The organism is Brevundimonas sp., assembly GCF_019636155.1.
GTDB lineage: Bacteria > Pseudomonadota > Alphaproteobacteria > Caulobacterales > Caulobacteraceae > Brevundimonas.
On the sequence record NZ_JAHBYB010000009.1, the window covers coordinates 56,319 to 82,085 of the forward strand.

The following is a 25,767-nucleotide window of genomic DNA, read 5'->3' on the forward strand; positions in this document are numbered from 1 at the left end:
CCCGCCCGCCTTCACCCTTCGGGCTCAGCCACCCTCCCCCACAGGGGGAGGGAGAGGCCGTCGCGCTCCCTCCCGTTAACCTTCGCCGGTAGGGCATCCCTTAACCGTCGTCCTGCAATCTGCGCGATGGCGGACCCTGGCGTCCGTTCGCACAGACACGGGGACGCCTCTTGGGCATCACGGACGCCATCACCGGCCTGGGCCGGGGCCTGACGGGCTTCGCGGGCCGTTTCGCGCGCGCGCGGCGGGGCAATGTGGCGATGATCTTCGCCCTGAGCCTGCCGCCGCTGATCCTGATGACCCTGGGCGGGGTGGATATCCACCGCGCCTCGACCGTGCGGGTCAACCTGCAGGACGCCCTGGACGCGGCCGCCCTGGCCGCCGCCCGCTCGCCCTACACCACCAGCGCCGAGATCCGCACCGTCGGGCTGAACGCCCTGCGCGCCAATCTGAAGGCCTATCCGGAAATCACCCTGCGGGAGGACAAGACGACCTTCGTCCTCAATGACGAGGGGGTGGTGGTCGCCGACTCCAAGGTCGATGTGAAGGCCCTGGTCGCCAACATCTTCCTGCCGCCCTACGGCAAATTCATGGACGACCAGCTGCCGGTCGGCGCCCATTCGGAAGTCTTCCGGTCCAACAAGATGGTCGAGATCGCCCTGGTGCTGGACAACACCGGATCGATGCAGGGGACCAAGCTGGCCAACACCAAGACGGCGGCGCGCGACCTGATCGACCGCCTGGCCGCCGCCGACGCCCGCAGCGTCGAGCCGGACGCGGTCAAGATCTCCCTGGTGCCCTTCTCGATGACCGTGCGGCCGCATTCGGGGTTCACCTCGACCGGAAACCGCAGCGGGGCGACCGGCCTGGGTTGGGTCAGCCGCGCCACCAACCACACCGGCGCCACGGGTTCGACCGGCCTGTTCGCCAACGGCCAGGACCGTTTCGCCCTGCTGGACTCCATGCAGATCGGCTGGGGCGGCTGTATCGAAAGCCGGGCCTATCCCAACGATGTGCGCGACACGGCGCCGTCGACCTCGAACCAGGCGACGATGTTCGTGCCCTATTTCTCGCCGGACTCGCCGGACCGGGACACCTTCCCGAACGACAGCACCTGGCGTCGCTACAGTTTCGACAACGACTATCTGGACGAACCGACCACCAGCCTGAGCGGGCTGATCAGCAATCTTCTGGGCACCCTGACCAACGCCCTGCGGCTGCAGGCCTGGGACCGGCTGACCAAGGACGACAGCAAATACGTCAAGAGCCGGCTGCGCAGCGGCATAGGGGTCAACCTGGGACCGAACCAGGGTTGCGGCCTGGAGCCGGTCATGCGCCTGACCGACGACTTCAGCGGGCTCAAGAGCGCGGTCAGCCGGATGGCCGCGACCGGCACCACCAATATCCCGATGGGTCTGATGTGGGGCTGGCACACCCTGTCGCCCAACGCCCCTTATCGCGACGGCCGGCCCTATGGGACCGATCGGCTGCAGAAGATCATCATCCTGATGACCGACGGCGAGAACGTGAACAACACGGCCTCCAACCCCGACAATTCGGAATATACGGGGGTGGGGATGATCTGGCAGGACCGGCTGGGCGTCGGCTCCGGCTCAAGCGGGACCCAGAGGCGCAACGCCATGGACGACCGCCTGGCGGAACTGTGCGTGAACCTGCGCGACCGCGACATCATCCTCTATACGGTCGGCGTCCAGGTCGACAGCCGGACCCAGGAACTGTTGCGCGACTGCGCCACCCAGCCGGCCAACTATTTCAACGTCACCAACGCCTCGGGCATCGGCCAGGCCTTCGACCGCATCGCCGGCGCCATCGAGAACCTGCGGATCGCCAAATAGGGCGGCCTATCCCGCGAAGTCGTCCTTGGCCGCCCGCCGGGCCGCGAATTCCGCCGCGTCCCTTGCGGTCAGGAAGGGGTTGAACCGCCGTTCCACGGCCAGGGTGGTGGGCACGGTCGGCTCGTTCCGGGCGCGGGCGGCGAAGATGGCCTCGGCGTGGGCCCGCATCTCGGGCCGGTCGTCCAGGCTCAGGGCGAAGCGGGCGTTGGCGGCGGTGTATTCGTGGGCGCACCAGATCCGCGTCTGGTCGGGCCAGGCGGCCAGGCGGCGCAGGCTGTCCCACATCTGTTCGGCCGTCCCTTCGAACAGCCGGCCGCAGCCCAGGGCGAACAGGGTGTCGCCGACGAAGGCCTCGTCATCCGCGGCGCTGCGATAGACCAGATGCCCCAGGGTGTGGCCCGGCGTCGCCGTCGCCTGCAACACCGTCCGGCCCAGATCCACTGTGTCGCCGTCGGCGACGACGCGGTCCAGGGGCGCGGCGCGACGCACCTCCTCCGGCCCCACGATCTCGCAGCCGGTCGCCGCCTTCAGCGCCGCGTTTCCGCCGGTATGGTCGGGGTGCCAGTGGGTGTTCAGCAACAGGTCCAGCCGCCCCCAGCCGGCGGCCTCGATCTCGGCCAGGATGCGGTCGGCGTCGGGCGCGTCGATGGCGGCGACCGCCCCGGTCGCGGCGTCGCGGACCAGGATGCCGTAGTTGTCGGACAGGCAGGGGAAGAGGCGGATGTTCAGGGCCATGACCCATCCTAGCCCGGCGCGGACGGGCCGCCTATGTTCCAGCGATGCGCCGCCCCGTTCAGGATCTCCGCGCCTTCTACGATGAGCCCGCCGGCCTGCTGACCCGGCGGCTGGTGGCGCGCCGCCTGCACGAGGCCTGGGGGACGGCCGAGGGCTGTGACGTCCTGGGGCTGGGCTACGCCACCCCGTGGCTGGACGCCTTCAGCGGCGCCCGGCGCGCCATCGCCGCCATGCCGGGCGGACAGGGGGCCGAGGCCTGGCCCGTCGCGTCGCCGCGCAACAGATCACTACTGGTGGAGGAGACCCGGCTGCCCTTCGCCGCCGGGGCCTTCGACCGCATCCTTCTGGTCCATGCCCTGGAGGAGGCCGAGGATGCGGGCCGGCTGCTGGCCGAGGCGGCGCGGGTGCTGGCCCCGGCGGGGCGGATCATCCTGGCGGCGGCCGCGCGCGGCGGACTGTGGGCGCGTGCCGAATCCACCCCCTTCGGCCACGGGAGGCCCTTCACCCGCCGGCAGATGGAGCGTCTGGTGCGCGAGGCGGGGCTGGAGCCCATGGCCTGGTCGGCCACCCTGTTCGCCCCGCCCTGGCCGCCGCTGTTCCCCCTGGCCGAGACCTGGGACCGGATGGCGCGGGCCGTGGCGCCCGGATCGGCCGGGGTCATCCTGCTGGAGGCGGGACGCCGCACCTACGCCCCGGTCCGGCCCGGACTGGCCGAGGCGGCGGTGGCGGCCCTGGGCGAGCTGGCGCCGGCCCCCGCGCGGCCCATCCCGGCGTCCAGAGGTCTGGCCCCGGCGGGCGAACGCCGGTAAGGCCGGACCCCATGCACCGCCTGATCCTGATGCGACACGCCGAGGCCGAACGCGCCCACGCCGGGGGCGACCGCGAACGGCCGCTCAGCCCCCGGGGCCGCGAGGACGCCGCCCGGATCGGACGCGCCCTGGCCCGCCGGGGCCTGCGCCCCGATGTCGCCCTGGTCTCCACCGCGACCCGCACGCGCCAGACCTGGGACCTGGTGCAGGACGCCTTCGGCGACGTCGAGGTGCGGATCGAGCCGGACCTGTATGACGCGCCCGCCGCCGATCTGCACGCCGCCATCGCCGCGGCGGCCGAGGACGCCGGCTGCCTGCTGGTCCTGGCCCACAATCCCGGCGTCCAGCTGCTGGCGGCGGACTATCTGCTGCAGGGCGCCGCCTCTCCGGCCCTGATGGATCGGATGACCGGCGGCTTCCCCAGCGGCGCGGCGGCCGTCTTCGCCATCGACGCGGCGGGCCGGCCCTCGCACGAGGCCTGGCTGACGCCCCGCGACCCCGGCCTGGCGGAATGAGCACGGCCTTCAAGATCGTCACCGCCGCCGACTGGGGCCTGATCCGCCGCATGGGCGCCTATGCGGGGTCCGAAGTCGATCGCCGCGACGGCTATATCCACCTGTCGACCGCCGACCAGCTGGCCGAGACCGCGGCCCGCCACTACGCCGGGCAGGACGCGCTGATGCTGCTGGAGGTCGACCTGGACCCGCACGGTCCGGCGGTGGTCTGGGAGCCGTCGCGCGGCGGCGCCCTGTTCCCGCACATCTATGGCGAACTGAGGGGCGACAGCGTGCGCGACGCCCGGCCCTTCTCGGTCTCCGCCGACGGGGTGATGCGGTTCGGGGACGCGGCGTGAGCCTCGGCGACCTGGGCGGCTGGACCCTGCGCCGCCTGCCGGCCGAGACGGCGCATCATCTGGCGGTGCGCGGCCTGTCCCTGCTGCCGCCGCCGCGCGCCGTCGTATCCGATCCCCTGTTGCGGACCCAGGTGGCGGGGCTGGACCTGCCCCATCCGATCGGCCTGGCCGCCGGGCTGGACAAGGACGGCGTCGCCCTGGGCGGGCTGGCGCGGCTGGGGTTCGGCTTCGTCGAATGCGGATCGGTCACCCCCCGGCCCCAGCCGGGCAATCCTCGGCCCCGCCTGTTCCGCCTGGACGACGACCAGGCCATCATCAACCGGATGGGCTTCAACAACGCGGGGCTTGAGGCCTTCGCCGCCCGGCTGGACCGCCGCCCGGCCGGGGTCATCGTCGGCGCCAACCTGGGGGCCAACAAGGACAGCGAAGACCGGGTCGCCGACTATGTCCTGGGCCTGCGGCGCCTAGCGGGGCGGGCCGACTATTTCACCATCAACATCTCCTCGCCCAATACGCCGGGCCTGCGGGCGCTGCAGGGCCGCGACGCCCTGGACGACCTGCTGGGCCGGATCGCCGAGGCGCGGCCGGCCGGGGCGCGCGCGCCGGTCTTCCTGAAGATCGCCCCCGACCTGGACGCCGCCGAGATCGGCCTGATCGTCGAGGCGGCCCGGGATCACCGCATCGACGCCCTGATCGTCTCCAACACCACCCTGGACCGGCCCGCGACCCTGCGGTCGGCCTGGCGGGGCGAGGCCGGCGGCCTGTCCGGCGCGCCGCTGAAGGACCGGGCCGAGACCGCCCTGATCGCCGCGGCCGAGGCGGCGGACGGCCGGCTGCCCCTGATCGGCGTCGGCGGCATAGGGTCGGGCCAGGACGCCTGGCGCCGCATCGGCCTGGGGGCCTCGGCCGTCCAGATCTATTCGGCCCTGATCTACCAGGGTCCCGGCCTGGTCGGGCGCATCCGGCGCGACCTGGCCCGGCGCCTGCGCGCCGAGGGGTTCTCCACCCTTTCCCAGGCCGTCGGCGCCCTGCGTTGACGGAGCGTTAGGGCCGTTCGGCCATAGTCTTCCCAAAGGGCCGCGAACGCCCTGTGTCGGGGATGGTGAATGGGTCAGACGCTCCAGATCGGCGAGAAGACCGGCTGGGCGACCGCCGTCCGGCAGCGCCGTCGAGCCCTGCTGATCCGCCTGTGCGTCGGTGCGGCCACCGGCCTGATCATCAGCCCCCTGCTGGGCTACGCCTTCAGCCTGCCCTGGGTGGCGGCCTATTTCGCCATGCAGCTGCTGGAGACCGCGATCTTCAGCCCGATCATCAGCCGCCGCACCGAGACCCTGCCCGTCTGGCGCAGCGCCCTGGGCGGACTGATCCTGTTCCTGAACACGGGGATGATCGGCGGACTGTCCGTGCCGCTGTGGCTGACCGGCGGGGCCATGGGCGGCATCTGCGCCGGGGTCCTGCTGCCGGCGGTGCTGGTCTATTCAGTGGTGAACGCCCCCCGCTCCGGTCTGGTCCTGGCCCTGACCATCGCGCCCCAGCTGATCTTCATGGCCATGACGCCCGCCTTCATGACGGCCAATGGCGCCACCCCGGCCTACGCCACGGCGGCCGGCGCCGCCCTGGTGGTGTTCGTGGCCTTCTGCCTGACCACCTGGCAGCGGATGAACCAGGCCTCCATCGCCGAATCCCGCGCCCGGATCGAAGCCGAGCAACGCTGCGACGCGGCCGAGCGCGCCATGGCCGGCCGCGCCGCCTTCCTGGCCGCGGTGGCCCACGACCTTCGCACCCCCATCGGCGCCATCCTGACCGGCGCGGCCGAGATCGGCAGCGACGCCGACGGTTCCGCGCGCGGCCAGGCCGCCCTGATCGCCGACGCCGGACAGATGATGAAGGGGCTGCTGGACGACCTGCTGGATCATTCCCGGCTGGAGGCCGGACGGATGTCGGTCGAGGCGACGGACGTGGACCTGCGCGCCCTGATGGCCCAGACCGCCCGCCTGTGGCGCGGCCCCGCCCTGGCCAAGGGCCTGCGCCTGACCATCGTCGGCGGACACAGCCTGCCGGCCTCTGTGCGGGGCGACGCCATGCGCATCCGCCAGGTGCTGAACAACCTGATGTCCAACGCCCTGAAATTCACCCAGGACGGCGGCATCACCATAAGGCTGAACGCCTGGCGCGAGGATTCGGGCGACCACGCCGTCACCATCGAAGTGGCGGACACCGGCCCCGGCATGACGCGCGACCAGCTGGACCGGCTGTTCACCGCCTTCGACCAGACCGCCGATGGCGTCGGCGCCCGCTTCGGCGGATCGGGCCTGGGCCTGGCCATCAGCCGCGAGCTGGCCCAGCTGATGGGCGGCCGCCTGACGGTGCGCAGCCAGCCGGGTCAGGGCGCCCGCTTCACCCTGTCCCTGACCCTGCCCGAGGGGTCGGGCCGCCCCGTGCCCGCCATCGACGATACGGGCCTGGACCAGGCCAGCCGCGGCGCCATCGCCCGCGCCCTGGCCGATCGGGCCGCCGCCCCGACGCCGCCCGCGCCCGAACCCCTGGCCCCGGCCGCGACGCTCGCGCCCGCCCCGGAAGCGGCGGCGTTGGAGCCGTCGGTTCAGGCCGCCGACGAGACCCAGGCCGAGGACGAGGGCCGCCCCCTGTCGATCCTGGTGGTCGACGACCACGACATCAACCGCCGGGCCATCCAGCTGATCCTCCAGCCCCTGGGGTGCGAGATCGCCACCGCCGCCGACGGGCTGCAGGCCCTGGCGGCCTGCGAGGCGCGCGCCTTCGACGTCATCTTCATGGACGTGCGGATGCCCGAGCTGGACGGCCGCGAGACCACCCGCCGGCTGCGCGCCGGCGCCGGCCCGAACGCCCGCACCCCGGTGATCGCCGTCACCGCCGACACCCAGCCCGAGGATGTCGAGGCGTGTCGGGCGGCCGGCATGGCCTATTTCGTCTCCAAGCCCCTGACGCCCGCGGCCCTGATCGGGGCCCTGCAACATGTCCTCAGCGACGCTCAGGCCGCCGACGAAGCCTCGCCCGAGATCGTCGCCGCCTGACCGGCCTTCACGGCCGCGACCAGACGCCGGTCGAAATCGGCGGCCTTCAGGGCGCACTCCCACACGGTGATCACGGCCCAGCCGTCCTGGGCCAGGCGCGTCGCATGGGCGGCGTCGCGGGCGCGGTTGCGCGCGATCTTGGCGATCCAGTAGTCGGCGTTGGCCTTGGGCTGGCGGGCGCCGCGCCGGCAGTCGTGACCGTGCCAGAAGCAGCCGTGCACGAAGACGGCCACCCGTCGGCCCTTCATCACCAGATCGGGACGGCCGGGCAGGCCCTGCCCGCCCAGCCGATAGCCGACGCCCGCGGCGCGCAGCACGGATCGCACCCGCCGCTCGGGCCCGGTGTCGGCGCCGCGGACCCGCCGCATGACGGCGCTGCGCTTCTCGGGCGTGAAGACGTCGGTCATGCCTTCACCAACCCCCGACGTCAGCGAAGGATCACAGCTGGGTCAGCAGATGCTCGGCCGAGGACACCTTGAACTCGCCGCCCTGTTCGATGTTCAGCTGTTCGACCACCCCATCCTTGACCAGCATGGAATAGCGCTGCGACCGCTCGCCCATGCCGAAGCCGGTGGCGTCCATCGACAGGCCCAGGGCGCGCGTCAGCTCTCCGTTGCCGTCGGCCAGCATCAGGATCTCGTCGCTGTCGACATCCTGGCTCTTGGCCCAGGCGCCCATGACGAAGGGATCGTTGACCGACAGGCAGGCCACGGTGTCGACGCCCTTGCCGGCCAGTTCGGCGCGCTTGTCCTTGAACCCCGGCAGGTGACGCGCAGAACAGGTGGGGGTGAAGGCGCCGGGCACGGCGAACAGGGCCACGGTCTTGTCCTTGAACACCTCGTCGCTGTTGACCGGGCGCGGACCGTCGGCCGTCATCAGGCCCAGCAGGGTCGAGGGAATGCGGTCGCCGACCTTGATGGTCATGGGAATCTCTCCGGTTGGGCCCGACGGGGCGTGGGCGCGATCCCGCTCAGATAGGACGGCAGGGCCCATCCGCCAAGCCGCGACCCAGGGTCCCGCTTGCGCCGCGGCGGGATGGCGTCGATGATCGCCCCATGTCCCAGTCCCCGTCGCTTTCCGGACGGCTGCTGGTCGCCATGCCCGGCATCGGCGATCCGCGTTTCGAACACGCCGTCATCCTGATCTGCGCCCACGGTCCCGACCACGCCATGGGCCTGCGCCTGGACCGGCCCGTCTCGGGCGTCGATCTGAAGGCGGTGCTGGACCGGCTGGACCTGGCCGTGCCCGAGACCGCGCCCGAACGCCAGATCCTGGCCGGCGGCCCGGTGGAGCGCGAACGGGGATTCGTGCTGCATACCGACGACTGGGTCAGCCCCGAATCCAGCCTGGCGTTCGGCGACGGCCTGGCCATGACCGGCACCCGCGACGCCCTGGTGGCCATGGCCGATGTTGAGGCGGGGCCGGACCGCGCCCTTCTGGTCCTGGGCTACGCCGGCTGGGGCGAGGGTCAGCTGGAGGACGAACTGGCCGAGAACGTCTGGCTGATGTCGGACGCCGACCTGGACCTGATCTTCGACGCCGACCACGACACCAAATGGGCCCGCGCCCTGGCCCGCATCGGCGTCGACGCCGGCCGCCTCTCGGCCCAGGGCGGCCGCGCCTGAGGCCCAAGATCCTCCCCCCTCGGGGGAGGATTGAAAGCGGGTCAGGCCGAGCGGCGCTTCAGCGGCGCGGCGCCGTCGGCCAGGCTCTCGTTCAGATAGACCTCGGCCTCCTGGGCCGGCAGAGCGGGGGCGTAGCCGAAGCCCTGGCCGTAGTGGCAGCTGGCCTCGACCAGGCGCATGGCCAGGTCGGCGTTCTCCACCCCCTCGGCCACCACCTCCAGCGACAGGTCGCGGCCCAGGTTGACGACCGATTTGACGATCTTGGCCGAGCCTTCGTCCTTGTCCATCGTCAGCACGAAATAGCGGTCGATCTTCAGCGTATCGAACGGCAGTTTGGCCAGATACGACAGGGACGAGAAGCCGGTGCCGAAGTCGTCCAGGGCCAGGGACGCCCCCACCCCCTTCAGCTGACGCAGCACCTCGGCGGCGCGTTCGGTGTCGCGCATGATGTCGCCTTCGGTGACCTCCAGCTTCAGCGCGCCGCGCGGCAGGCCGGTCTCCTTGATGACCCGTTCGACGTCCTCGACCAGGTTGGGCCGCTCGATCTCGCCCACCGACAGGTTGACGCTGCAGAACAGCTTGCCCGCCGTCGGGTGGCGATGCAGCCATTCGGCCAGCTGTTTCGCCGCCTGGGTCATCATCAGCAGGCCCAGGTCGTTCATCAGGCCCATCTCGTCGGTCAGGGTCAGGAACTCGTCCGGCGGCACCAGGCCCCGCCGGGGGTGACGCCAGCGGGCCAGGGCCTCGAACCCCGCCACGGCCCCGGTGTGCAGGTTGACGATGGGCTGGAAGAAGGGCTCGATCTCGCCGCGCACGAAGGCGTTGCGCAGGTCGGATTCCATGGCCAGGCGGCTCAGGCTGTCGCTTTCCAGCGCCCGGCCATAGGCGGCGGCCCCGCCGCGCCCGGCCGACTTGGCCTGTTCGACCGCCAGGGCGGCGCGGCGCAGCAGCTCGGAGGCATCGGGCGCGTCCGGCCCGCCCTCGGCCGCCACGGCGCCGATGGAGACCGTCGGATAGATGTCGAACCCGGCCACCCGCAGCGGCTGTTCCAGGGCCTCGCGCACCCGGTCTCCCGCCGGGCCGCTCCCGCGCGTCAGCAGGACCGCGAACTCGTCCTCGCCCACCCGGGCCGGGGCGGCGGCGTGAGAGAAGGCGGCGTTCAGCCGCGACCCCAGGGCCGACAGCAGAAGGTCCGTCCGCTCATGGCCCAGGGCCTCGTTCAGCCGCCGCAGCCGGTCGACGTCGGCCACGATCAGCTCATAGTCGCCGGGCTGGACCAGGGCCTCGGCCACCCGCTGGACGAAGGTGCGGCGATCCAGCAGGCCGGTCAGCATGTCCTGGCCGGTTCCGGCGAATTTGGTCTCAAGGGTCACCATCCCCGCCGCGCGCAGGCCGTCCTCCAGCCAGACGCCGCGCCACAGGCAGACCTCGGCCCCGCGCATCCGCATCCGCACGGCGATCTCGGCGCCCTCGTCCTGGGGCTTCAGCACCCGTTCGGCCAGGCCGCGATCCTGCGGCTGGGCCAGGGCCAGGAAGGCGGCGGCCGGGCATTCGGGGGCCAGGGCGCCCAGGCCCAGGGGACGGGTCGAGCCGGAAAAGCGCAGCCGATCCTCGGCCGGCGTCCATTCCCACAGGGCGGCGTCGGCGGCGGCCAGCGCCTCGATCGCGCTCGTCGCATCCCAGCCCAGCGTTCGCGATCGCGCGTTCACGGCGTCGAACCAGCCTTCCAGGGGCGCGCGCTCAGACGTCGCCGATCCAGTCGTCCGACACCACGCCGAACAGCAGATGATCTGCCCATGCGCCGTTAATTTTCAAATAAGCCCGCGCCTGGCCCTCCGGCTGGAACCCGGCCTTCAGCAGCACGCGCCGCGAGGCCTGGTTGGCCGGGACGCAGGCCGCCTCGACCCGGTGCAGGTCCAGGGTCCGGAAGGCGAAGTCCAGAACCGCCCGCACGGCCGCGGTGGCGTGGCCCCGCCCGGCGAAGGGCTGACCGATCCAGTAGCCCAGGGTCCCGGTCTCGGCCACGCCGCGCCGCACATTGGACAGGGTGATGGCGCCCAGCAGGGTCGCGCCGTCGGGGCTGAAGATGAAGAAGGGCCAGGCGGTCTGATGCTCCATCTCGCGCGCATAGACCGCCAGCCGCCGGCGAAAGCCGGCGCGGGTCAGGTCGTCGTCGTGCCAGGCCGGCTCCCACGGCTTCAGATAGGCGGCCGACCGCAGGCGCAGGTCGGCCCAGGGCTGGAAGTCCACGGCGCGCGGCGGGCGCAGGCGCACGCCCTGGCCCTCGACCAGGGGCCCCGTCGCCTCCGTCATCCAGTCCAGCAGCGCCATGGAGAGCAGATTAGACCGCGGTTCCGGGCGGAAACAGGCTTTCGGCGAACACAAGTCCGGCGCCGCCGGCCGCGCGCGGGCCCAGCACGGCGGTGGAGGCCAGGCGCGGCGTCAGGGTCCGCCGGGCGGCGCGCCGCACCGCCTCGGCGTCGACCGCCGCCAGCTCGGCCGCCAGGGTCGCCGACGCGCGCGGGGCGCCGTGGATCAGGACCTGGGCCGCCAGCCGCCCGGCGCGGTTCATCGGGCTTTCGTCCGCCATCCACAGCGAGGCGGTCAGGACGGCGCGCGCCCGGTCCATCTCCGCCTGGGTCGGCCCCTGTTCGGCCAGGGCCAGAATCTCCTCGGCGCAGACCCGGGCCAGTTCGTCGGCCCGGTCGGCGGCGCATCCGGCATAGACACCCAGCACCCCGATGTCGGCATAGGTCTCGTGCCAGGCGTCGATGGCGTAGGCCAGGCCGCGCGCCTCGCGGGCGCTCTGGAACAGGCGCGAGGCCATCCCTCCGCCCAGGATCTCGGTCAGCAGCCGCATGGCCGGAAGGTCCGGATCGACCGCCGACAGTCCGGGCAGCTCCAGCACCAGATTGGCCTGTTCGATGCGGCGGCCCAGCCGCGCCTGGCCGCCGGTGAAGCGCGCGGCCTCCGGCGGTTCGGCCTGGACGCCGGCCTCGGCCCCGAACCATTGCTCGGCCAGGGCCAGGAGTTCGGTCTCGTCCACCGCGCCGGACACGGCCACCGCCATGCGCCGGGGCGAATACAGCCGCGCGCGCCAGTCGGCCACGGCGTCGCGTTCGGCCGGCGCCAGGCTGCGCGTCGAGCCCAGGATCGGCCGGCCCAGGGCCTGGCCGTGGAAGGCGCGGGTCTGGGCCATCTCGAACACATGGTCGTCGGGGGTGTCGAAGGCCTCGGCGATCTCCTGGCCGACCACGGCCTTCTCGCGTTCGATCTCGGCCGGGTCCAGGGTCGGGCGGAAGACCAGGTCCGACACCACCTGCATGGCCTCGGGCAGGGCGCCGTCGACGCCGCGCACCTCGAAACTGGTCCGCTCATAGCCGGTGGCGGCGTTGATCGACCCGCCCCGGGCCTCGATCCGCTCGACGATGTCGCGCGCGCTCATCCCGCCCGCGCCCTTGAACACCAGATGCTCCAGCAGGTGCGACCAGCCGGAGCGGTCGCGCGGCTCCCACCGCGCCCCGCCCTCGACGGCCACGACCAGGGCCAGGGTCTTCAGCCCCGGCATCGGGTCGCATACGACCCTGACGCCGTTCGACAGGCTGTGCATCCGCGCGCTCATGCCCGGCGCCGCCACAGCAGGCTGGCGTAGACGGCGACCAGGGCGGCGGCCAGGCCGAACCAGGTCAGGGCGTAGCCGAGATGGTTGTTCGAGAAGGCGACCGGCGGGGCGATGGGGCGCAGGGCCGGCCAGTCCGGATTGCTGGAGACGACCGCATAGAGGGTGCGCGGATCGACGGGGCCGGAAACGCCCAGGGCCCGCGCCATGGCCGCCGTGTCGCGGCCGTAGAAGACCCTTCCGGTGGGCGGCGGGGTCATCGGGCCGGGCGGCGGAGCGCGCCGGATCACCGCCTCGACCCGCGTCGGCGTCGCGTCAGGCGTCACAGGCGGCCGGGCCGAGACCGATTCGGCCACGAAGCCGCGATCCACCAGCCAGGTCGCTCCGCCGGCCGCACAGGCCGAGACCAGCCGCACCCCCGCCTCGCCGTCATGCAGGGTGCGCAGTTCGACATAGGGGGCCGCAGCCAGGCCGGGGCAGTCGATCGCCACGCGCCGGAACTCGCCGTCGCCGCCTTCGGCCAGGACGATCTGAAGCGGCGCGACGGGGCGGGCGGCCGCGGCCGCGGCGGCGGCGATCAGACCTTCCTTCCAGGCCAGGCGCCGCACCTGCCAGACGCCCAGGGCGATCAGCATCGCCAGGGCCGCGGCCACGACCACGGTCAGGCCCCAGGGAAACCGCGCCCGCTCAGCCCCGGTCATGGCGGACCTCCGCGGCGCCGTTGCGCATCTGCAGGCCGATCATCAGCCCCTTGGCCGGCCGCATCAGACCCAGGGCCAGGACCACCACCAGAGGCAGCCACAGCACCAGGTGCAGCCACATGGGCGGACTGAAGGCCAGTTCGACGGCCAGGGCGCTGAACACCACCACCCCGCCGGCGATCTGCATGATGAAGACGGCCGGGCCGTCGCCCGTGTTCAGGCCGCTGAAATCGAAACCGCACTCGGCGCACCGGTCGACCACCTTCAGGAAGCCGGCGTACAGCCGCCCCCGGCCGCAGGCGGGGCAGCGGCAGGCCAGGCCGGCGCGCAGCGGATGAATCGGGCCCTCGCCCGGAAGCAAAGAGGCGCGGGACACCGGGTCCCGCGCCGCTTCGGTCTCTTGAGCCTGAGGCCTCTGCGTCACCCGAAGACGACGTAGACGAAGGCGAACAGGAACAGCCAGACCACGTCCACGAAATGCCAGTACCAGGCCGCCGCCTCGAAGCCGAAATGCTTCTGCGGGGTCATCTGGCCGGCGTAGAGCCGCAGCAGGCAGACCGCCAGGAAGATGGTGCCGATCAGGACGTGGAAGCCGTGGAAGCCCGTGGCCATGAAGAAGATCGAGCCGTAGAGGCCCGAGTTGGCCGCCGCGTCGCTGAAGAACAGGTGCTCGTGGATGATGTGGTTGTATTCGTAAGCCTGGACGCTGGTGAACAGCACGCCCAGCAGGACGGTGATCAGCAGGCCCAGCTTGGCGCCCTTGCGGTCGCCCATCTGCAGGGCGTGGTGGGCCCAGGTGACGGTGGTGCCCGACAGCAGCAGGATCAGGGTGTTCAGCAGCGGCAGCTGCCACGGATCCAGGGTCTCGACCCCCTTGGGCGGCCAGATCGAATCGCCGTTGGCGGCGGTCCAGGCGCGCGCCGTGTCGGCCCAGGCGCCGACCTCGGGGATATGGGCCCGCGCCTCGTTGAAGACCGCCATCTCGAAGAAGATCCAGAAGAAGGCCGCGAAGAACATCACTTCGGAGGTGATGAACAGGATCATGCCGTAGCGCAGGCCGATCGAGACGACCGGGGTGTGGTCGCCCTGGCGGCTTTCCTTGATGACGTCCGACCACCAGCCGAACATCGACACCAGCACCCCCGCCAGGCCGGCGAAGAACAGGGCCTTGTCGCCCTTGGCCAGCAGGGCGCCGGCCACCGGACCGGCGTCGGCCGTGGCCAGGCCCTTCATCCAGACCACGGCGCCGACCATCATGATGACGACGGCGATGGACGACACCAGCGGCCAGGGGCTGGGGTTCACCAGGTGGTAGTCGTGATGCGGAACTGCGTGGGCGTCGGCCATGGGTCTTCCGGTCTCGCGCGAAAGGTCGTGATTCAATGAGGGGCTATAGCGCCGCCCCGGCGGGGACGCCAGTGCTTCGGCCGCGCTTCGTCATCCGGCCGCTCCGGGGGTGTCGAAACCCTGGGTCGGATAGAAGGTGTAGCTCAGGGTGATCTCGCGTACGCCCTGGCTTTCGCGGTCGGTGGCGATCTCGGGGGCGACGAAATACTGGACCGGGAATTTCCGCGTCTCGCCCGGCTGGATCACCTGGCCGTCGAAGCAGAAGCACTGGAGCTTCTGGAAATAGGGTCCGGCCCGTTCGGGCACGACATTGTAAGCGGCGGTGGCGTGGATCGGCTGGTCCGAGGTGTTGGTGACGTCGAAATAGGCGATGCCCGTCTCGCCGATCCGGACCCTCTGGGTCACCTGTTCGGCGCGGAACACCATCGGCAGGCCCCGCACATTGGTGTCGAACCGCACCAGGACGCTCTGGTCCAGCACAACGTCCGATTCCTTGTCCGCCCGCATGGTCGTGCCGTCGAAGCCGGTGACCTGGCAGAACAGCCGATACAGGGGCACGGCGGCGAAGGCGGCGCCGGTCATGAACATCACCGCGAAGACGCAGGCGATGGCGATGGCGTTGCGGCTCTTCACGGCTGGGCCGGGGCCTCCGCGACAGGCGCGGGCGCCGGGGCGGCGGCCGACTGCTGGAGATTGTGCTGAAGCCGCAGGAAGGTGGCGATGAAGACCAGGGCCATGAAACCCGCCAGCGACAGGCCCAGGGCCAGGTTGCGGCGCTTGCGGGCGGCCAGTTGCTCGGGGGTCAGGCGGACGGTCATCGGCTTACAGTCCCAGGGAAGGCGGCAGGCCCGGCAGCTGCTCGACAAGCAGGGCGGCGAACAGGGCCATCAGATACAGGATGGAGAAGGCGAACAGGTTGCGGGCCGGTTTGGCCTCGGCGCGGACATCATACAATGCGGCCTCTCGCCCCACCGCCTCGGCCTTGTCCGGCTGGTCCCCGGCGCGCGAGCGCCAGACCCGCACCGCCAGGCCCAGGAAGATCAGCCCGCCGGTCACCGCCACGACGCCATACAGCAGGCCGCCCAGGCTGGTGAAGGCGGGGGCCACGGCCACCGGCACGAACAGCAGGCTGTAGATCAGGATCTGCAGCCGGGTGGACCGCGCGCCGCGCGCCACCGGCATCATCGGGATCCCGGCCCGGGCGTAGTCGCCGGCCGAATACAGGGCCAGGGCCCAGCTGTGCGGCGGGGTCCACAGGAAGATGATCAGGAACAGCAGCCAGGCCTGCCACGGCGCATCGCCGGTGACGGCGGCCCAGCCGATGACCGGCGGAAAGGCGCCCGCCGCCCCGCCGATGACGATGTTCTGGGGCGTCCGCCGCTTCAGCATCAGGGTGTAGAAGACGGCGTAATAGACGATGGTCAGGGCCAGAAGGCCGGCGGCCAGCCAGTTGGACGCCATGCCCAGCAGCATGACCGAGAAGGCCGCCAGCACCACCCCATAGGCCATGGCGTCGCCCTTTCGCACCCGGCCGGCGGCGACGGGGCGGCCGCGGGTGCGGCGCATCAGGGCGTCGGTCTCGCCCTCCAGGGCCATGTTCAGGGCCCCGGCGGCGCCGGCGCCCACGGCGATGCACAGTATGGCCAGGATCGCCGACAGCGGATGGATGTCGCCCGGCGCCACGACCAGGCCGGTCACGGCGGTGAAGATCACCAGCGACATGACGCGCGGCTTCAGCAGCTGGACATAGTCCTGCGGCTGGGCCGTCGACAGCTCGGGATGGGCGGGCGCTTCGGTCATCGCGTTCGCTGTTTACGCCTTTGCGGCGCGTTGAAAAGGCGAAGGCCGCCCCTCCGGACTGGAAGGGCGGCCCCCGGACCCGGCTGACGCCGGGGGTTCAGTGCTCGTCGGCCTTGACCACCGGCAGTTCGTTGAACTGGTGATGCGGCGGCGGCGAGGACAGGGTCCATTCCAGCGTCGTGGCGCCTTCGCCCCAGGGATTGGCCTCGGCCTTGCGGCGGCGGACCGCCGATTCCACCAGCATGACCAGGAAGACCACCACCCCCACCAGGGTCACGGCGTAGCCGATCGAGGAGACGTGGTTCCAGTAGGTGTAGGCGTCCGGATAGTCGACATAGCGACGCGGCATGCCCTGCAGGCCCAGGAAATGCTGCGGGAAGAAGATCAGGTTCACGCCGATGAACATGATCCAGAAGTGCAGCGCCCCCAGGAACTCATTGTATTTCACGCCGAACATCTTCTCGTACCAGTAATAGAACCCGGCGAAGATCGAGAAGATGGCGCCCAGCGACAGCACATAGTGGAAGTGGGCCACGACGTAATAGGTGTCGTGCAGGCTGTAGTCGATGCCGGCGTTCGACAGGACCACGCCCGTCACCCCGCCAAGGGTGAACAGGAAGATGAAGCCCATCGCCCACAGCATCGGCGTCTTGAAAGTGATCGAGCCGCCCCACATGGTGGCGATCCAGCTGAAGATCTTCACCCCGGTCGGCACGGCGATGATCATGGTCGCGGCCACGAAATAGGCGCGCAGCTCGACCGGCATGCCCACCGTGTACATGTGGTGCGCCCAGACGATGAAGCCAATGAAGCCGATGGCCACCATGGCGTAGGCCATGGCCAGATAGCCGAAGATCGGCTTCTTCGAGAAGGTCGAGACGATATGGCTGATGATGCCGAAGCCCGGCAGGATCATGATGTAGACTTCGGGGTGGCCGAAGAACCAGAACAGGTGCTGGAACATCACCGGGTCGCCACCGCCCGACGGATCGAAGAAGCTGGTGCCGAAGTTGCGGTCGGTCAGCAGCATGGTGATGGCGCCGGCCAGGACCGGCAGCGACAGCAGCAGCAGGAAGGCGGTGACCAGCACGCCCCAGGCGAACAGCGGCATGCGGTGCAGGGTCATGCCCGGCGCGCGCATGTTGAAGATGGTGGTGATGAAGTTGATCGAACCCAGGATCGAGCTGGCGCCCGCCACGTGCAGCGAGAAGATCACCAGGTCCATCGCCGGGCCGGTGTGGCCCATGGTCGATAGCGGCGGATAGACCGTCCAGCCGCCGCCGAAGCCCCGGCCCGGCCCGCCGTCGACGAACATCGACAGGCACAACAGGACGAAGCCCGCCACCAGCAGCCAGAAGGAGATGTTGTTCATGCGCGGGAAGGCCATGTCCGGCGCCCCGATCATGATCGGCACGAAATAGTTGGCGAAGCCGCCCATGGTCGCCGGCATGACGACGAAGAACACCATGATCAGGGCGTGGGCCGAGACCGTGACGTTATAGCCGTGCTTGCTGGCGTCGATCAGGCCCAGCTGCTGGATGAAGCTGCCTTCACGGAACAGCTGGATGCCCGGCTCGGCCAGTTCCCAGCGGATCAGGCCGGACAGGGCGCCGCCGATCAGGGCCGCGAAGATCGCGAAGCCCAGATACAGGATGCCGATATCCTTGTGGTTGGTCGACATGAACCAGCGGGTGAAGAAACCCGGCTTGTGGTCATGGGCGTGGTCGAGGTCTTGGGTTGCGGTGGCCATGATCGGGGCTCTCGCGGATCAGCGGGCTTCGGCCGCGGGCGCGGCCGGAGCGGAAGAAGGGGCAGTCGGCGTGGTCGCCGTCTGGGCGGTGGGGATCGCGCCGGCCTGGCCGTCGGCCAGGACCGGGGCGCCGGTCGTGCCGGCGGCGACCTGAGCGGCCGTGCCGCCCAGCGCCTGTTCGGCCGTGGCCGGGGTCACGGAGCCGCCCTTGGAGGCGACCCAGGCGGCGAACTCGGCCTCGGTGACGACATTGATCTGCAGCGGCATGAAGGCGTGGTCGACGCCGCACAGTTCCGAGCACTGGCCGTAGAAGGAGCCGACGCGGTCGGCGCGGAACCAGGTTTCGTTGACCCGGCCGGGCACGGCGTCGGTCTTCAGGCCGAAGGCCGGCATGGCGACGGCGTGGATCACGTCCGAAGCGGTGATCAGCAGGCGGACGGTCTTGCCGACCGGCACCACCATCGGTTCGTCGGCGGCCAGGCGATACAGGCTGTGCGGCAGGCCGCGTTCGGCCAGTTCCGTCTCGGGCACCATGTTCGAGATGTATTCGGCGACGCCCTGGTCCGGATATTCATAGGCCCAGTTCCACTGGTTGCCCGTGACCTTCACCGTCACGTCCGGGTCCGGCATGTCGTGATAGGCGAACAGCAGCCGGAACGAGAACAGGGAGATGAAGACCAGGACCAGCACCGGCACCACGGTCCAGATGATCTCGATGACCGTGTTGTGGCTCCAGCGCGCGGGCGTCGGATTGGTGCGCTTGTTGTAGCGGAACACGATCCACAGCAGCAGGCCCAGGACCAGCAAGGTGATGATCGTGATGATCGGCATCAGGATCACGTCGTGGAACATGTGCGCCTCGACCTTCAACGGCGAAGCGGCGGGCTGCAGCCCAAGCCCCCCCGGCGTCGGCTGACCCACCAGTTCCTGCGCCCAGGTCGGCGCGGCGGCGAACACCGCCAGGGCCGAGGCGGTCGCGCCTCCGAGCAGCCCCTTGGCTCGCATGCCCATCCCCATTCGAGACGTTCCTTATAAAAAGTCGTTCTGCGACGGCCCTTTGCGAATGAATCGCAAGAGGGCGCGGAGAGCCCCTGGCCGCCGCGTCATGGGCCGGTCCCTATCGGATCGCCGGGCGCTTGCCAAGCGAGGGGGCCGCCTTGCGACGGAATGGCGCCGGATTAAATCGCATTCATGTAACGACAGCTACCTTGCATCACATGGTATCGTGCGATACTCACCCTTCGAGCACAGGAGAACCGAGGTGCCCGAAACCATAGACATCCAGCTGAAGAAGGGCGTGCTGGGCCTTTGCGTCCTGGCCCTTCTGGCCCGCGCCGACAGCTACGCCTACGAGATCGCCAGCCGTCTGTCCGACGCCATCGGCATGGGCGAGGGCACCATCTATCCGCTGATGCGGCGGATGCAGTCCGACGGCCTGGTCGAGACCTATCTGGTCGAATCATCGGCGGGGCCGTCGCGCAAATACTATCGCCTGACCGCCGCCGGACGCGCCGCAATGGACGCCCAGGCGGCGGAATGGACATCCTTCACCCGCGCCGTCGACGCCGTCGTTTCCGACGCCGACGCCGCCCAAACGGGAGACGCCTGATGACGCGCGCCGAATTCCTGTCGCGACTGAAGCGCGGACTGGTCGGCCTGCCGACCGCCGCCGCCGCCGAGATCGCCGCCGACTACGAGGCCCATTTCGAGGACGGCGCCCAGGCCGGCCGGTCCGAGGCCGAGGTGGCCGCGGCCCTGGGCGATCCCGACCGCCTGGCGCGTGAACTGCGCGCCGAATCCACGGCCCAGCGCTGGAGCCAGGAGCGCAACCCCTCGGCCGCGGCGGCCGCCGTCTTCGCCGTCCTGGGCCTGGGAGCCATCGACATCCTGATCCTGCTGCCGCTGCTGATGGGGGTGCTGGGCGCCCTGTTCGGGGTCTTCATCGCCGTGATCGGCGTCTTCATCGGCGGCGGGATCATCTTCGTGGTCGGCCCCTTCGCCGCCTTCCCCGGCGGGGCCGCGGCCGCCGTCCTGGGCGGACTGGGGCTGATGGCCGGGGCCACCGCCGCCGGCGCCCTGACCACCCTGGTCACGGTGTGGCTGGTCAACGGCCTGATCTGGTTCGCCCGCCTTCACTACCGGCTGCTGAAGCCGGCCCTTGAGCCCCAAGCCGCTGGAGAGACGGCATGACCCGCACCCTGCTCATCATCACCGGCGCCGCCCTGGTGCTGTGCCTGGCCTGCATGGCCGGCGCCGCCGCCCTGGGCGGGCGCGACCTGGCCCGCAACGGCTGGGCCTGGACCATCCAGGAAGGCGACGGCGACCACATCCGCTTCCAGCGCGTCAACGGCGCGGCCCAGCCCGGCCCCCAGGCCACCCGCAACCTGGCCTGGACCGGCCAGGACGCCCTCACGATCGACAACGCCCTGAAGGTGGCCTTCATCCAGGGCGATCAGGCCGGCGTCGTCATCTCCGGCCCCCAGGACATCATCGACCGGGTCGGGGTCGAGGGCGGCCGCATCTTCCTGAAGGACGGAGCCGACCGCGTCACCTTCGGCCTGCGCCGCGACGGGTTCGAGGCCTGGGCGGACACCGAAATGATCCGCATCACCGTGACGGCCCCGGCCGTGCGCCGGTTCGCCGTCAACGGCTCGGGCGAGCTGGACATCCGCAACTACGATCAGGACACCATGGAGATCGACATCTCCGGCTCGGCGGAAGTCACCGGCGCCGGCAAGGCGCGGCGGCTGGACCTGTCGATCAGCGGATCGGGCACGGCGGACCTGTCGAACCTGGCCCTGGTCGACGCCGAGATCGACATCGCCGGATCGGGCGGGGCCAAGGTCGGCCCCACCGGCCGCGCGGACATCAGCATCTCCGGATCGGGTGATGTCGACCTGACCCGGCGTCCGGCCAGCGTCACCCGCTCCATCAGCGGCTCGGGCGCGATCAACGAATCCTTCTGAGACGGGACGCGGGGCGGGTGACGCGGGCGGCGCGAGCCCCTATCTGGACGGGATGACCGTGTCCGTCTCCCCGCCCCCCATCCTGGAAACCGCCGGCGTCGCGCCCGACGACGCCCTGTCGATCCTGCACGGCGCCCTGGCCGGCGCCGACGATGGCGAACTGTTCCTGGAGAAGACCGAGAGCGAGAGCCTGGTCTTCGACGACGGCCGGCTGAAGAGCGCCGCCTATGACGCGGTCGAGGGCTTCGGCCTGCGCGTGGTGGCGGGCGAGACCGCCGGCTACGCCCACGCAAATGAAATCTCGGTGGCCGCCATGCAGCGCGCGGCCGAGGCCGCCGCCCTGGCCAAGGCCGGCCATGCGGGCGTCACCGCCGAGGCGCCGCGCGCCACCAACCAGAAATTGTATGACGCGGTCGATCCGCTGGCGGCGCCCGCCTTCGCCGACAAGATCGCCCTGCTGTCGGAAATGGACGCCTGGGCGCGCGCGCGTGACCCGCGGGTGGTTCAGGTCTCGGCCTCCCTGGTGGGCGAGCGGCGGGCCATCGAGATCCTGCGCGCCGATGGGCGGCGGGTGCAGGACGTGCGCCCCCTGGTGCGGCTGAACGTCTCGGTCACGGTGGAGAAGGACGGCCGACGCGAGTCGGCCTCGGCCGGCGCCGGCGGCCGCGCGGGCTTCGAGACCTGGATCGCGCCGGACCGCTGGCAGGGCCAGATCGACGAGGCCCTGCGCCAGGCGCTGATCAATCTGGACGCCGTCGACTGTCCGGCCGGAGAGATGGACGTGGTCCTGGGCGCCGGCTGGCCCGGCGTGCTGCTGCACGAAGCGGTCGGCCACGGCTTCGAGGGCGATTTCCACCGCAAGGGCAGTTCGGTCTTCAGCGGCAAGATGGGCCAGCGGGTGGCCGCGCCGGGCGTCACCGTGGTCGATGACGGCTCCATCGCCGGGCGTCGCGGCTCGCTGACCATCGACGACGAGGGCACGCCCACGGGCCGCACCGTCCTGATCGAGGACGGCATCATGGTCGGGCTGATGCACGACCGGCTGAGCGCCCGCCAGCTGGGCGCCGCGGCCACCGGCAACGGGCGACGCCAGTCGTTCGCCCACATGCCCATGCCGCGCATGACCAACACATTCATGGAAGGCGGCCGCGACAGCCGGGCCGACATGATCGCCAGCACAAAACGCGGTCTCTACGCCGCCAATTTCGGCGGCGGCCAGGTGGACATCACCAACGGCAAATTCGTCTTCCAGTGCACCGAGGCCTATCTGATCGAGGACGGGCGGATCACCGCCCCGGTGCGCGGCGCCACCCTGATCGGCGACGGGGCCACGGCCCTGACCAACATCAGCATGATCGGCGACGACTTCGCCTTCGATCCGGGCGTCGGGGTGTGCGGCAAGGCGGGCCAGGGCGTGCCGGTCGGCATCGGCCAGCCGTCCCTGAAGATCGGCGGCCTGACCGTGGGCGGCACGGCGGTCTGACGCCCTCAATCCTCGGGCGGCGCCTTCCATTGGGGGCCGTCGATCCGAAAACCGGCGGCCTCCAGCCGATCCAGCACCCCGCCCGGTTCCGCCAGCAGCCGCAGCGGCGCCACCGCCAGGGTGACGCCCGTCTCGTTCAGGGCGCCGTCGATCGCCTGGACCCAGAGGCCGTTCAACTGCGGCCCGATCGCCGGGTCGCCATAGGGCCAGCACTGGAACAGGGCCCGGTCCAGCGGCGAGGCCGTCACCTCGGCCACGCGCCAGCGACGCCAGGCTTCGGCCCGCGCGCGAAAACCGTCCGGCCCGACCTCGGCAGCCGCGATGGCGGCGCGGACGCAGGGGGCGTATTCGGCCGGCGGCTGGGCGATCAGGGATTCGATCAGTTCGTCCCCGCGCACGAAGCCGATGGATTGCGACGGGATGCGGGCCCTGCGCGCCGCGCGCCGCACCGCATCCCCCGCCAGCCGGTCGCCGCGCCGATAACCGGCCCGGTCCTTCAGCAGGTCGAAGCTCAGCATGACCGGACTGCTGCGTCGCCAGGCCGGGTTCCGCTCGGAAGCCATCACCGCCTCCAGCCGGGCAAAATCCTCGACGCCCAGATAGTCGGCGTGGCTGACACCTTCGGGCAGGGAGCCGATGGTGCGGATGCGCCAGATCAGCCGCAGGATGTCGCCGCCCGACACCCGTCCGACCGGCGCGGTCATCACGCGCTGCGCCTGGCCGGTGGCGGCCTCCAGCGTATCGGGCCGCCAGTCCAGGTCGTCCGGCGCTCCGACCAGTTCGCCGACCAGCAGCAGGGTCGAATCGCCGCGCGTGATCTCCCACATCGGCGCGCCCGAGCGGCGGGCCGTGACGATCACCTCGTCCACCGCCGTCGTCGGCTCCTGGACCAGGGTCGCGGTGGGGAGCGCCGTCAGCAGGGCCAGGATTAAACCGAAGACAGGTTTGGCGCTCGGCAGGATCCTCATCACCCGCCTGATAACAGGAACAAATCGGGCGCGCGCCGGGCGTGACATTACAAAACGCTCAGCATCTGACTGAAATTTAATCCAACTAACTGACTTGTAACGAGACTTGGCCAGCCGGCCCGCCTCTCCTCGTGGCCACAAGGGGAGACCAAATGAACACCGTCCGCACCGTCACAGCCGGGGCCGTCGCCGCCCTGGCCTTCGCCGCCATCGCCCATCCCGCCGCCGCCCAGCAACCGGCCCCCGCCCCAAGCGCCGACGCGGGCCAGAGCGGCGTCTTGGTGTTCCGGCCCGACTTCTTCGCCGACCAGAGGCCCAACACCGCCCTGGACATGGTCAACCGGGTGCCCGGCTTCTCGGTCGTGGACGGCGACGGCAGCCGGGGCTTCGAAGGCGCCGTGGGCAACATCCTGATCAACGGCGCCCGTCCCGCGTCCAAGAACGACACCGGCTCCTCGGTCCTGTCGCGGACCCAGGCCGCGGATGTGGAGCGCATCGAACTGATCCGCGGCGGCGCGCCGGGCATCGACATGCAGGGCTTCTCGGTCGTGGTGAACGTGATCCTGAAGGTCCAGAACACCCGCCAGTCGGTGCTGCAGCTGAACAACCACCTGTTCAACGGCGGCCGGGACCTGTTCGGCGGCAGCTATCAGTTCAGCGCCCGCAACGGCGACCGCACCTGGGGCGTCTTCCTCAGCGACGGCATCAGCATGAGCGACGGCAACGGCATCGGCCGGGTGGTGCGGACCGACGCCGACGGAAACATCCTGCGCGACGAGGCCCTGCGCACCGAAGCCTATGGCGGCAGCCAGGGCGTGCGCGGCAACTATTCCGGGCCCCTGGCCGGCGGCAAGATCGACCTGACCGGCCGGGTCGGGCGCGGCGACTGGCATGGGGTGACCGAACAGAAGGCGCCGGACCTGCTGCGCTACAGCGAGACCAACGACGAGAACCTCAACGCCGAACTGGGCGTCGTCTACACCCGGCCGATGGGCCAGGGGGTGACGATGGAAGGCCGCTTCATCCACACCTTCGCGGATTTCGAGAGCGTCTCGAACTCGCGCGGCCACATCGGCCCGATCCGCAGCGACGACCAGACCTTCACGGCCGAGGGGGTCGAGTCCGAGACCATCCTGCGCGGCCTGCTGCGCTGGGAGCGGTCGCCGTCCCTGACGCTCGAGACGGGGGGCGAGGTCGCCTACAACATGCTGGACGTCGAACAGGACTTCACGGTCAACGGCGCGCCCATCCCCCTGCCCTCGGCCACGGTCAAGGTGGCAGAGACGCGCGGCGAGGTGTTCGGCCGCGGCACCTGGCGTCCGACCGAACATCTGGTGCTGGAAGGCGGGGTGCGGCTGGAGGCGTCCGAAATCAGCCAGTCCGGCGACGCCAGCCAGGAAAAGAGCTTCTTCTTCGCCAAGCCGCGTTTCCAGGCCACCTGGACGCCCATCCCCAACCACCAGCTGCGCCTGCGCGTCGAGCGCGAGGTGGGCCAGCTGGACTTCGGCGACTTCGCCGCCTCGGCCGAACTGGGCGACGACACCGTCTTCGGCGGCAATGTCGATCTCGAGCCGGAATCGCGCTGGGTCGGAGAGGTCACCTATGAGCGCCGCTTCTGGGGCGAAGGGATCTTCTCGATCGGCTACCGCCGCGACGCCGTCAGCGACTATATCGACGTCATCCCCCTGGCGAACGGCTATTCGGCCGTCGGCAACATCGGCGACGGGACGTTCGAGCAGCTGTCGGTCAATCTGGTGGTCCCGGCGGACCGTTTCGGGTTCAAGGGCGGGCGCTTCACCTTCCGCAACAACTGGATCGACACCGAGGTCACCGACCCGACCACGGGCCAGAAGCGCAGCGTCTCCAACCTGCGAGAAAGCCAGCCGAATTTCGGGGTCAGCCAGGACATCGCCAGCTGGAAGATCCAGTGGGGCGTCAACGTCCTGACCCGCATCGGCCAGAGCACCTACAACCCCGACTTCACCAGCCGCTGGCGCGCCGGCAGCGACTATTTCCAGGCCTATGTCGAATACAAGCCCTCGCCGACCCTGTCGCTGCGGGCCCAGTTCACCGACTGGGATGATTTCGTCGCCGTCCGCACGGCCTACGCCGACAGGAACACGCGGCCGATCGCCTATATCGAGACCCGCACCACCGACCCGCGCACCTTCTGGAGCTTCCAGCTGCGCAAGACCTTCTGAG

Annotated in this window: 27 protein-coding genes; 12 read left to right on the forward strand and 15 right to left on the reverse strand. The window is 70.7% G+C overall.

Annotated features, from left to right (window positions below):
- Positions 1 to 170: 170 nt before the first annotated feature.
- Positions 171 to 1,856 carry a TadE/TadG family type IV pilus assembly protein gene (locus tag KF910_RS10810; RefSeq protein WP_292262346.1) on the forward strand — a complete coding sequence of 562 codons (1,686 nt, stop codon included), beginning with the start codon at positions 171 to 173 and terminating at the stop codon, positions 1,854 to 1,856.
- Positions 1,857 to 1,862: 6 nt separating this feature from the next.
- Here KF910_RS10810 and gloB read toward each other — a convergent pair whose 3' ends face one another.
- Positions 1,863 to 2,591 (reverse strand): hydroxyacylglutathione hydrolase, encoded by a 729-nt coding sequence (gene gloB, locus KF910_RS10815; RefSeq protein ID WP_292262351.1) that lies wholly within the window; start codon positions 2,589 to 2,591, stop codon positions 1,863 to 1,865.
- Positions 2,592 to 2,635: 44 nt separating this feature from the next.
- Between gloB and KF910_RS10820 the strand changes: the two genes are divergently transcribed.
- The 5 genes from KF910_RS10820 (at position 2,636) to KF910_RS10840 (ending at position 7,306) form a co-directional block, all read left to right on the forward strand.
- Positions 2,636 to 3,400, forward strand: coding sequence for a class I SAM-dependent methyltransferase (locus KF910_RS10820; protein ID WP_292262358.1), 765 nt, complete (start codon positions 2,636 to 2,638; stop codon positions 3,398 to 3,400).
- Positions 3,401 to 3,411: 11 nt separating this feature from the next.
- Positions 3,412 to 3,915: a SixA phosphatase family protein gene (locus tag KF910_RS10825; protein ID WP_292262363.1), complete on the forward strand. Its 504-nt coding sequence runs from the start codon at positions 3,412 to 3,414 to the stop codon at positions 3,913 to 3,915.
- Positions 3,912 to 4,253 carry a DUF952 domain-containing protein gene (locus tag KF910_RS10830; RefSeq protein ID WP_292262369.1) on the forward strand — a complete coding sequence of 114 codons (342 nt, stop codon included), beginning with the start codon at positions 3,912 to 3,914 and terminating at the stop codon, positions 4,251 to 4,253. The genes KF910_RS10825 and KF910_RS10830 overlap by 4 nt, the downstream gene beginning before the upstream one ends.
- Positions 4,250 to 5,290, forward strand: coding sequence for a quinone-dependent dihydroorotate dehydrogenase (locus KF910_RS10835; protein ID WP_292262375.1), 1,041 nt, complete (start codon positions 4,250 to 4,252; stop codon positions 5,288 to 5,290). Before KF910_RS10830 ends, KF910_RS10835 begins: the two co-directional genes overlap by 4 nt.
- 69 nt (positions 5,291 to 5,359) lie before the next feature.
- Positions 5,360 to 7,306, forward strand: a complete 1,947-nt coding sequence (locus KF910_RS10840) for an ATP-binding protein (protein WP_292262382.1) — start codon at positions 5,360 to 5,362, stop codon at positions 7,304 to 7,306.
- On the opposite strand, the gene KF910_RS10845 is transcribed toward KF910_RS10840, so the two are convergent.
- Both KF910_RS10845 and KF910_RS10850 read right to left on the reverse strand, forming a co-directional pair.
- Positions 7,264 to 7,713, reverse strand: coding sequence for a very short patch repair endonuclease (locus KF910_RS10845; protein ID WP_292262386.1), 450 nt, complete (start codon positions 7,711 to 7,713; stop codon positions 7,264 to 7,266). The genes KF910_RS10840 and KF910_RS10845 overlap by 43 nt on opposite strands.
- 31 nt (positions 7,714 to 7,744) lie before the next feature.
- Positions 7,745 to 8,230 carry a peroxiredoxin gene (locus tag KF910_RS10850; protein ID WP_292262392.1) on the reverse strand — a complete coding sequence of 162 codons (486 nt, stop codon included), beginning with the start codon at positions 8,228 to 8,230 and terminating at the stop codon, positions 7,745 to 7,747.
- 131 nt (positions 8,231 to 8,361) lie between these two features.
- Between KF910_RS10850 and KF910_RS10855 the strand changes: the two genes are divergently transcribed.
- A complete protein-coding gene (locus KF910_RS10855; RefSeq protein ID WP_292262397.1) occupies positions 8,362 to 8,931 on the forward strand; it encodes a YqgE/AlgH family protein in 570 nt (189 codons plus the stop codon).
- A 41-nt stretch (positions 8,932 to 8,972) separates the two neighbouring features.
- Here KF910_RS10855 and KF910_RS10860 read toward each other — a convergent pair whose 3' ends face one another.
- From KF910_RS10860 to coxB, 11 genes are all read right to left on the reverse strand, one after another.
- Positions 8,973 to 10,640, reverse strand: coding sequence for a putative bifunctional diguanylate cyclase/phosphodiesterase (locus KF910_RS10860; protein WP_292262404.1), 1,668 nt, complete (start codon positions 10,638 to 10,640; stop codon positions 8,973 to 8,975).
- Positions 10,641 to 10,671: 31 nt separating this feature from the next.
- Positions 10,672 to 11,262: a GNAT family N-acetyltransferase gene (locus tag KF910_RS10865; protein WP_292262414.1), complete on the reverse strand. Its 591-nt coding sequence runs from the start codon at positions 11,260 to 11,262 to the stop codon at positions 10,672 to 10,674.
- 10 nt (positions 11,263 to 11,272) lie between these two features.
- On the reverse strand, positions 11,273 to 12,553 hold the full coding sequence (locus tag KF910_RS10870; protein ID WP_292262423.1) for a M16 family metallopeptidase: 1,281 nt from the start codon (positions 12,551 to 12,553) through the stop codon (positions 11,273 to 11,275).
- Positions 12,550 to 13,251: an SURF1 family protein gene (locus tag KF910_RS10875; protein ID WP_292262426.1), complete on the reverse strand. Its 702-nt coding sequence runs from the start codon at positions 13,249 to 13,251 to the stop codon at positions 12,550 to 12,552. The genes KF910_RS10870 and KF910_RS10875 overlap by 4 nt, the downstream gene beginning before the upstream one ends.
- A complete protein-coding gene (locus KF910_RS10880; protein ID WP_292262434.1) occupies positions 13,238 to 13,627 on the reverse strand; it encodes a DUF983 domain-containing protein in 390 nt (129 codons plus the stop codon). The genes KF910_RS10875 and KF910_RS10880 overlap by 14 nt, the downstream gene beginning before the upstream one ends.
- Before the next feature lie 44 nt (positions 13,628 to 13,671).
- Entirely contained in the window at positions 13,672 to 14,598 is a 927-nt protein-coding gene (locus KF910_RS10885) for a cytochrome c oxidase subunit 3 (RefSeq protein ID WP_292262439.1), read from the reverse strand.
- 90 nt (positions 14,599 to 14,688) lie between these two features.
- Entirely contained in the window at positions 14,689 to 15,231 is a 543-nt protein-coding gene (locus KF910_RS10890; RefSeq protein ID WP_292262443.1) for a cytochrome c oxidase assembly protein, read from the reverse strand.
- Positions 15,228 to 15,416 carry a hypothetical protein gene (locus tag KF910_RS10895; protein ID WP_292262447.1) on the reverse strand — a complete coding sequence of 63 codons (189 nt, stop codon included), beginning with the start codon at positions 15,414 to 15,416 and terminating at the stop codon, positions 15,228 to 15,230. The genes KF910_RS10890 and KF910_RS10895 overlap by 4 nt, the downstream gene beginning before the upstream one ends.
- Before the next feature lie 4 nt (positions 15,417 to 15,420).
- Positions 15,421 to 16,398 (reverse strand): heme o synthase, encoded by a 978-nt coding sequence (locus KF910_RS10900; protein WP_292262450.1) that lies wholly within the window; start codon positions 16,396 to 16,398, stop codon positions 15,421 to 15,423.
- Between the two features lie 97 nt (positions 16,399 to 16,495).
- On the reverse strand, positions 16,496 to 18,148 hold the full coding sequence (gene ctaD / locus KF910_RS10905) for a cytochrome c oxidase subunit I (protein ID WP_292262456.1): 1,653 nt from the start codon (positions 18,146 to 18,148) through the stop codon (positions 16,496 to 16,498).
- A gap of 18 nt (positions 18,149 to 18,166) precedes the next feature.
- Complete coding sequence (gene coxB / locus KF910_RS10910; protein WP_416354702.1) at positions 18,167 to 19,159, reverse strand: cytochrome c oxidase subunit II; 993 nt, start codon at positions 19,157 to 19,159, stop codon at positions 18,167 to 18,169.
- A 250-nt stretch (positions 19,160 to 19,409) separates the two neighbouring features.
- Here coxB and KF910_RS10915 point away from each other — a divergent pair, with 250 nt between their 5' ends.
- Genes KF910_RS10915 through tldD form a run of 4 tightly spaced genes read left to right on the forward strand, consistent with a single transcriptional unit; the run spans position 19,410 to position 22,597 of the window.
- Positions 19,410 to 19,757, forward strand: coding sequence for a PadR family transcriptional regulator (locus KF910_RS10915; RefSeq protein WP_292262480.1), 348 nt, complete (start codon positions 19,410 to 19,412; stop codon positions 19,755 to 19,757).
- Positions 19,757 to 20,338: a DUF1700 domain-containing protein gene (locus KF910_RS10920; protein WP_292262485.1), complete on the forward strand. Its 582-nt coding sequence runs from the start codon at positions 19,757 to 19,759 to the stop codon at positions 20,336 to 20,338. Before KF910_RS10915 ends, KF910_RS10920 begins: the two co-directional genes overlap by 1 nt.
- On the forward strand, positions 20,335 to 21,114 hold the full coding sequence (locus KF910_RS10925; protein ID WP_292262508.1) for a GIN domain-containing protein: 780 nt from the start codon (positions 20,335 to 20,337) through the stop codon (positions 21,112 to 21,114). The genes KF910_RS10920 and KF910_RS10925 overlap by 4 nt, the downstream gene beginning before the upstream one ends.
- A 52-nt stretch (positions 21,115 to 21,166) precedes the next feature.
- Positions 21,167 to 22,597, forward strand: coding sequence for a metalloprotease TldD (gene tldD, locus KF910_RS10930; protein ID WP_292262532.1), 1,431 nt, complete (start codon positions 21,167 to 21,169; stop codon positions 22,595 to 22,597).
- 5 nt (positions 22,598 to 22,602) lie between these two features.
- On the opposite strand, the gene KF910_RS10935 is transcribed toward tldD, so the two are convergent.
- Positions 22,603 to 23,565, reverse strand: coding sequence for a TraB/GumN family protein (locus tag KF910_RS10935; RefSeq protein ID WP_292262542.1), 963 nt, complete (start codon positions 23,563 to 23,565; stop codon positions 22,603 to 22,605).
- Between the two features lie 152 nt (positions 23,566 to 23,717).
- On the opposite strand from KF910_RS10935, the gene KF910_RS10940 reads away from it, so the two are divergent.
- Positions 23,718 to 25,766: a TonB-dependent receptor plug domain-containing protein gene (locus KF910_RS10940; protein ID WP_292262545.1), complete on the forward strand. Its 2,049-nt coding sequence runs from the start codon at positions 23,718 to 23,720 to the stop codon at positions 25,764 to 25,766.
- Position 25,767 lies beyond the last annotated feature (1 nt).

Bases quoted from the DNA above. Each gene is read 5' to 3' on its own strand.
- KF910_RS10920 (WP_292262485.1), top strand. From the start codon at position 19,757: ATGACGCGCGCCGAATTCCTGTCGCGACTGAAGCGCGGACTGGTCGGC.
- KF910_RS10840 (WP_292262382.1), top strand. From the start codon at position 5,360: ATGGGTCAGACGCTCCAGATCGGCGAGAAGACCGGCTGGGCGACCGCC.
- KF910_RS10830 (WP_292262369.1), top strand. From the start codon at position 3,912: ATGAGCACGGCCTTCAAGATCGTCACCGCCGCCGACTGGGGCCTGATC.
- KF910_RS10870 (WP_292262423.1), bottom strand. From the start codon at position 12,553: ATGAGCGCGCGGATGCACAGCCTGTCGAACGGCGTCAGGGTCGTATGC.
- tldD (WP_292262532.1), top strand. From the start codon at position 21,167: ATGACCGTGTCCGTCTCCCCGCCCCCCATCCTGGAAACCGCCGGCGTC.
- KF910_RS10925 (WP_292262508.1), top strand. From the start codon at position 20,335: ATGACCCGCACCCTGCTCATCATCACCGGCGCCGCCCTGGTGCTGTGC.
- KF910_RS10825 (WP_292262363.1), top strand. From the start codon at position 3,412: ATGCACCGCCTGATCCTGATGCGACACGCCGAGGCCGAACGCGCCCAC.
- KF910_RS10875 (WP_292262426.1), bottom strand. From the start codon at position 13,251: ATGACCGGGGCTGAGCGGGCGCGGTTTCCCTGGGGCCTGACCGTGGTC.
- ctaD (WP_292262456.1), bottom strand. From the start codon at position 18,148: ATGGCCACCGCAACCCAAGACCTCGACCACGCCCATGACCACAAGCCG.
- KF910_RS10845 (WP_292262386.1), bottom strand. From the start codon at position 7,713: ATGACCGACGTCTTCACGCCCGAGAAGCGCAGCGCCGTCATGCGGCGG.
- KF910_RS10940 (WP_292262545.1), top strand. From the start codon at position 23,718: ATGAACACCGTCCGCACCGTCACAGCCGGGGCCGTCGCCGCCCTGGCC.
- KF910_RS10885 (WP_292262439.1), bottom strand. From the start codon at position 14,598: ATGGCCGACGCCCACGCAGTTCCGCATCACGACTACCACCTGGTGAAC.
- coxB (WP_416354702.1), bottom strand. From the start codon at position 19,159: ATGGGCATGCGAGCCAAGGGGCTGCTCGGAGGCGCGACCGCCTCGGCC.
- KF910_RS10935 (WP_292262542.1), bottom strand. From the start codon at position 23,565: ATGAGGATCCTGCCGAGCGCCAAACCTGTCTTCGGTTTAATCCTGGCC.
- KF910_RS10850 (WP_292262392.1), bottom strand. From the start codon at position 8,230: ATGACCATCAAGGTCGGCGACCGCATTCCCTCGACCCTGCTGGGCCTG.
- KF910_RS10855 (WP_292262397.1), top strand. From the start codon at position 8,362: ATGTCCCAGTCCCCGTCGCTTTCCGGACGGCTGCTGGTCGCCATGCCC.
- KF910_RS10820 (WP_292262358.1), top strand. From the start codon at position 2,636: ATGCGCCGCCCCGTTCAGGATCTCCGCGCCTTCTACGATGAGCCCGCC.
- KF910_RS10865 (WP_292262414.1), bottom strand. From the start codon at position 11,262: ATGGCGCTGCTGGACTGGATGACGGAGGCGACGGGGCCCCTGGTCGAG.
- gloB (WP_292262351.1), bottom strand. From the start codon at position 2,591: ATGGCCCTGAACATCCGCCTCTTCCCCTGCCTGTCCGACAACTACGGC.
- KF910_RS10895 (WP_292262447.1), bottom strand. From the start codon at position 15,416: ATGACCGTCCGCCTGACCCCCGAGCAACTGGCCGCCCGCAAGCGCCGC.
- KF910_RS10900 (WP_292262450.1), bottom strand. From the start codon at position 16,398: ATGACCGAAGCGCCCGCCCATCCCGAGCTGTCGACGGCCCAGCCGCAG.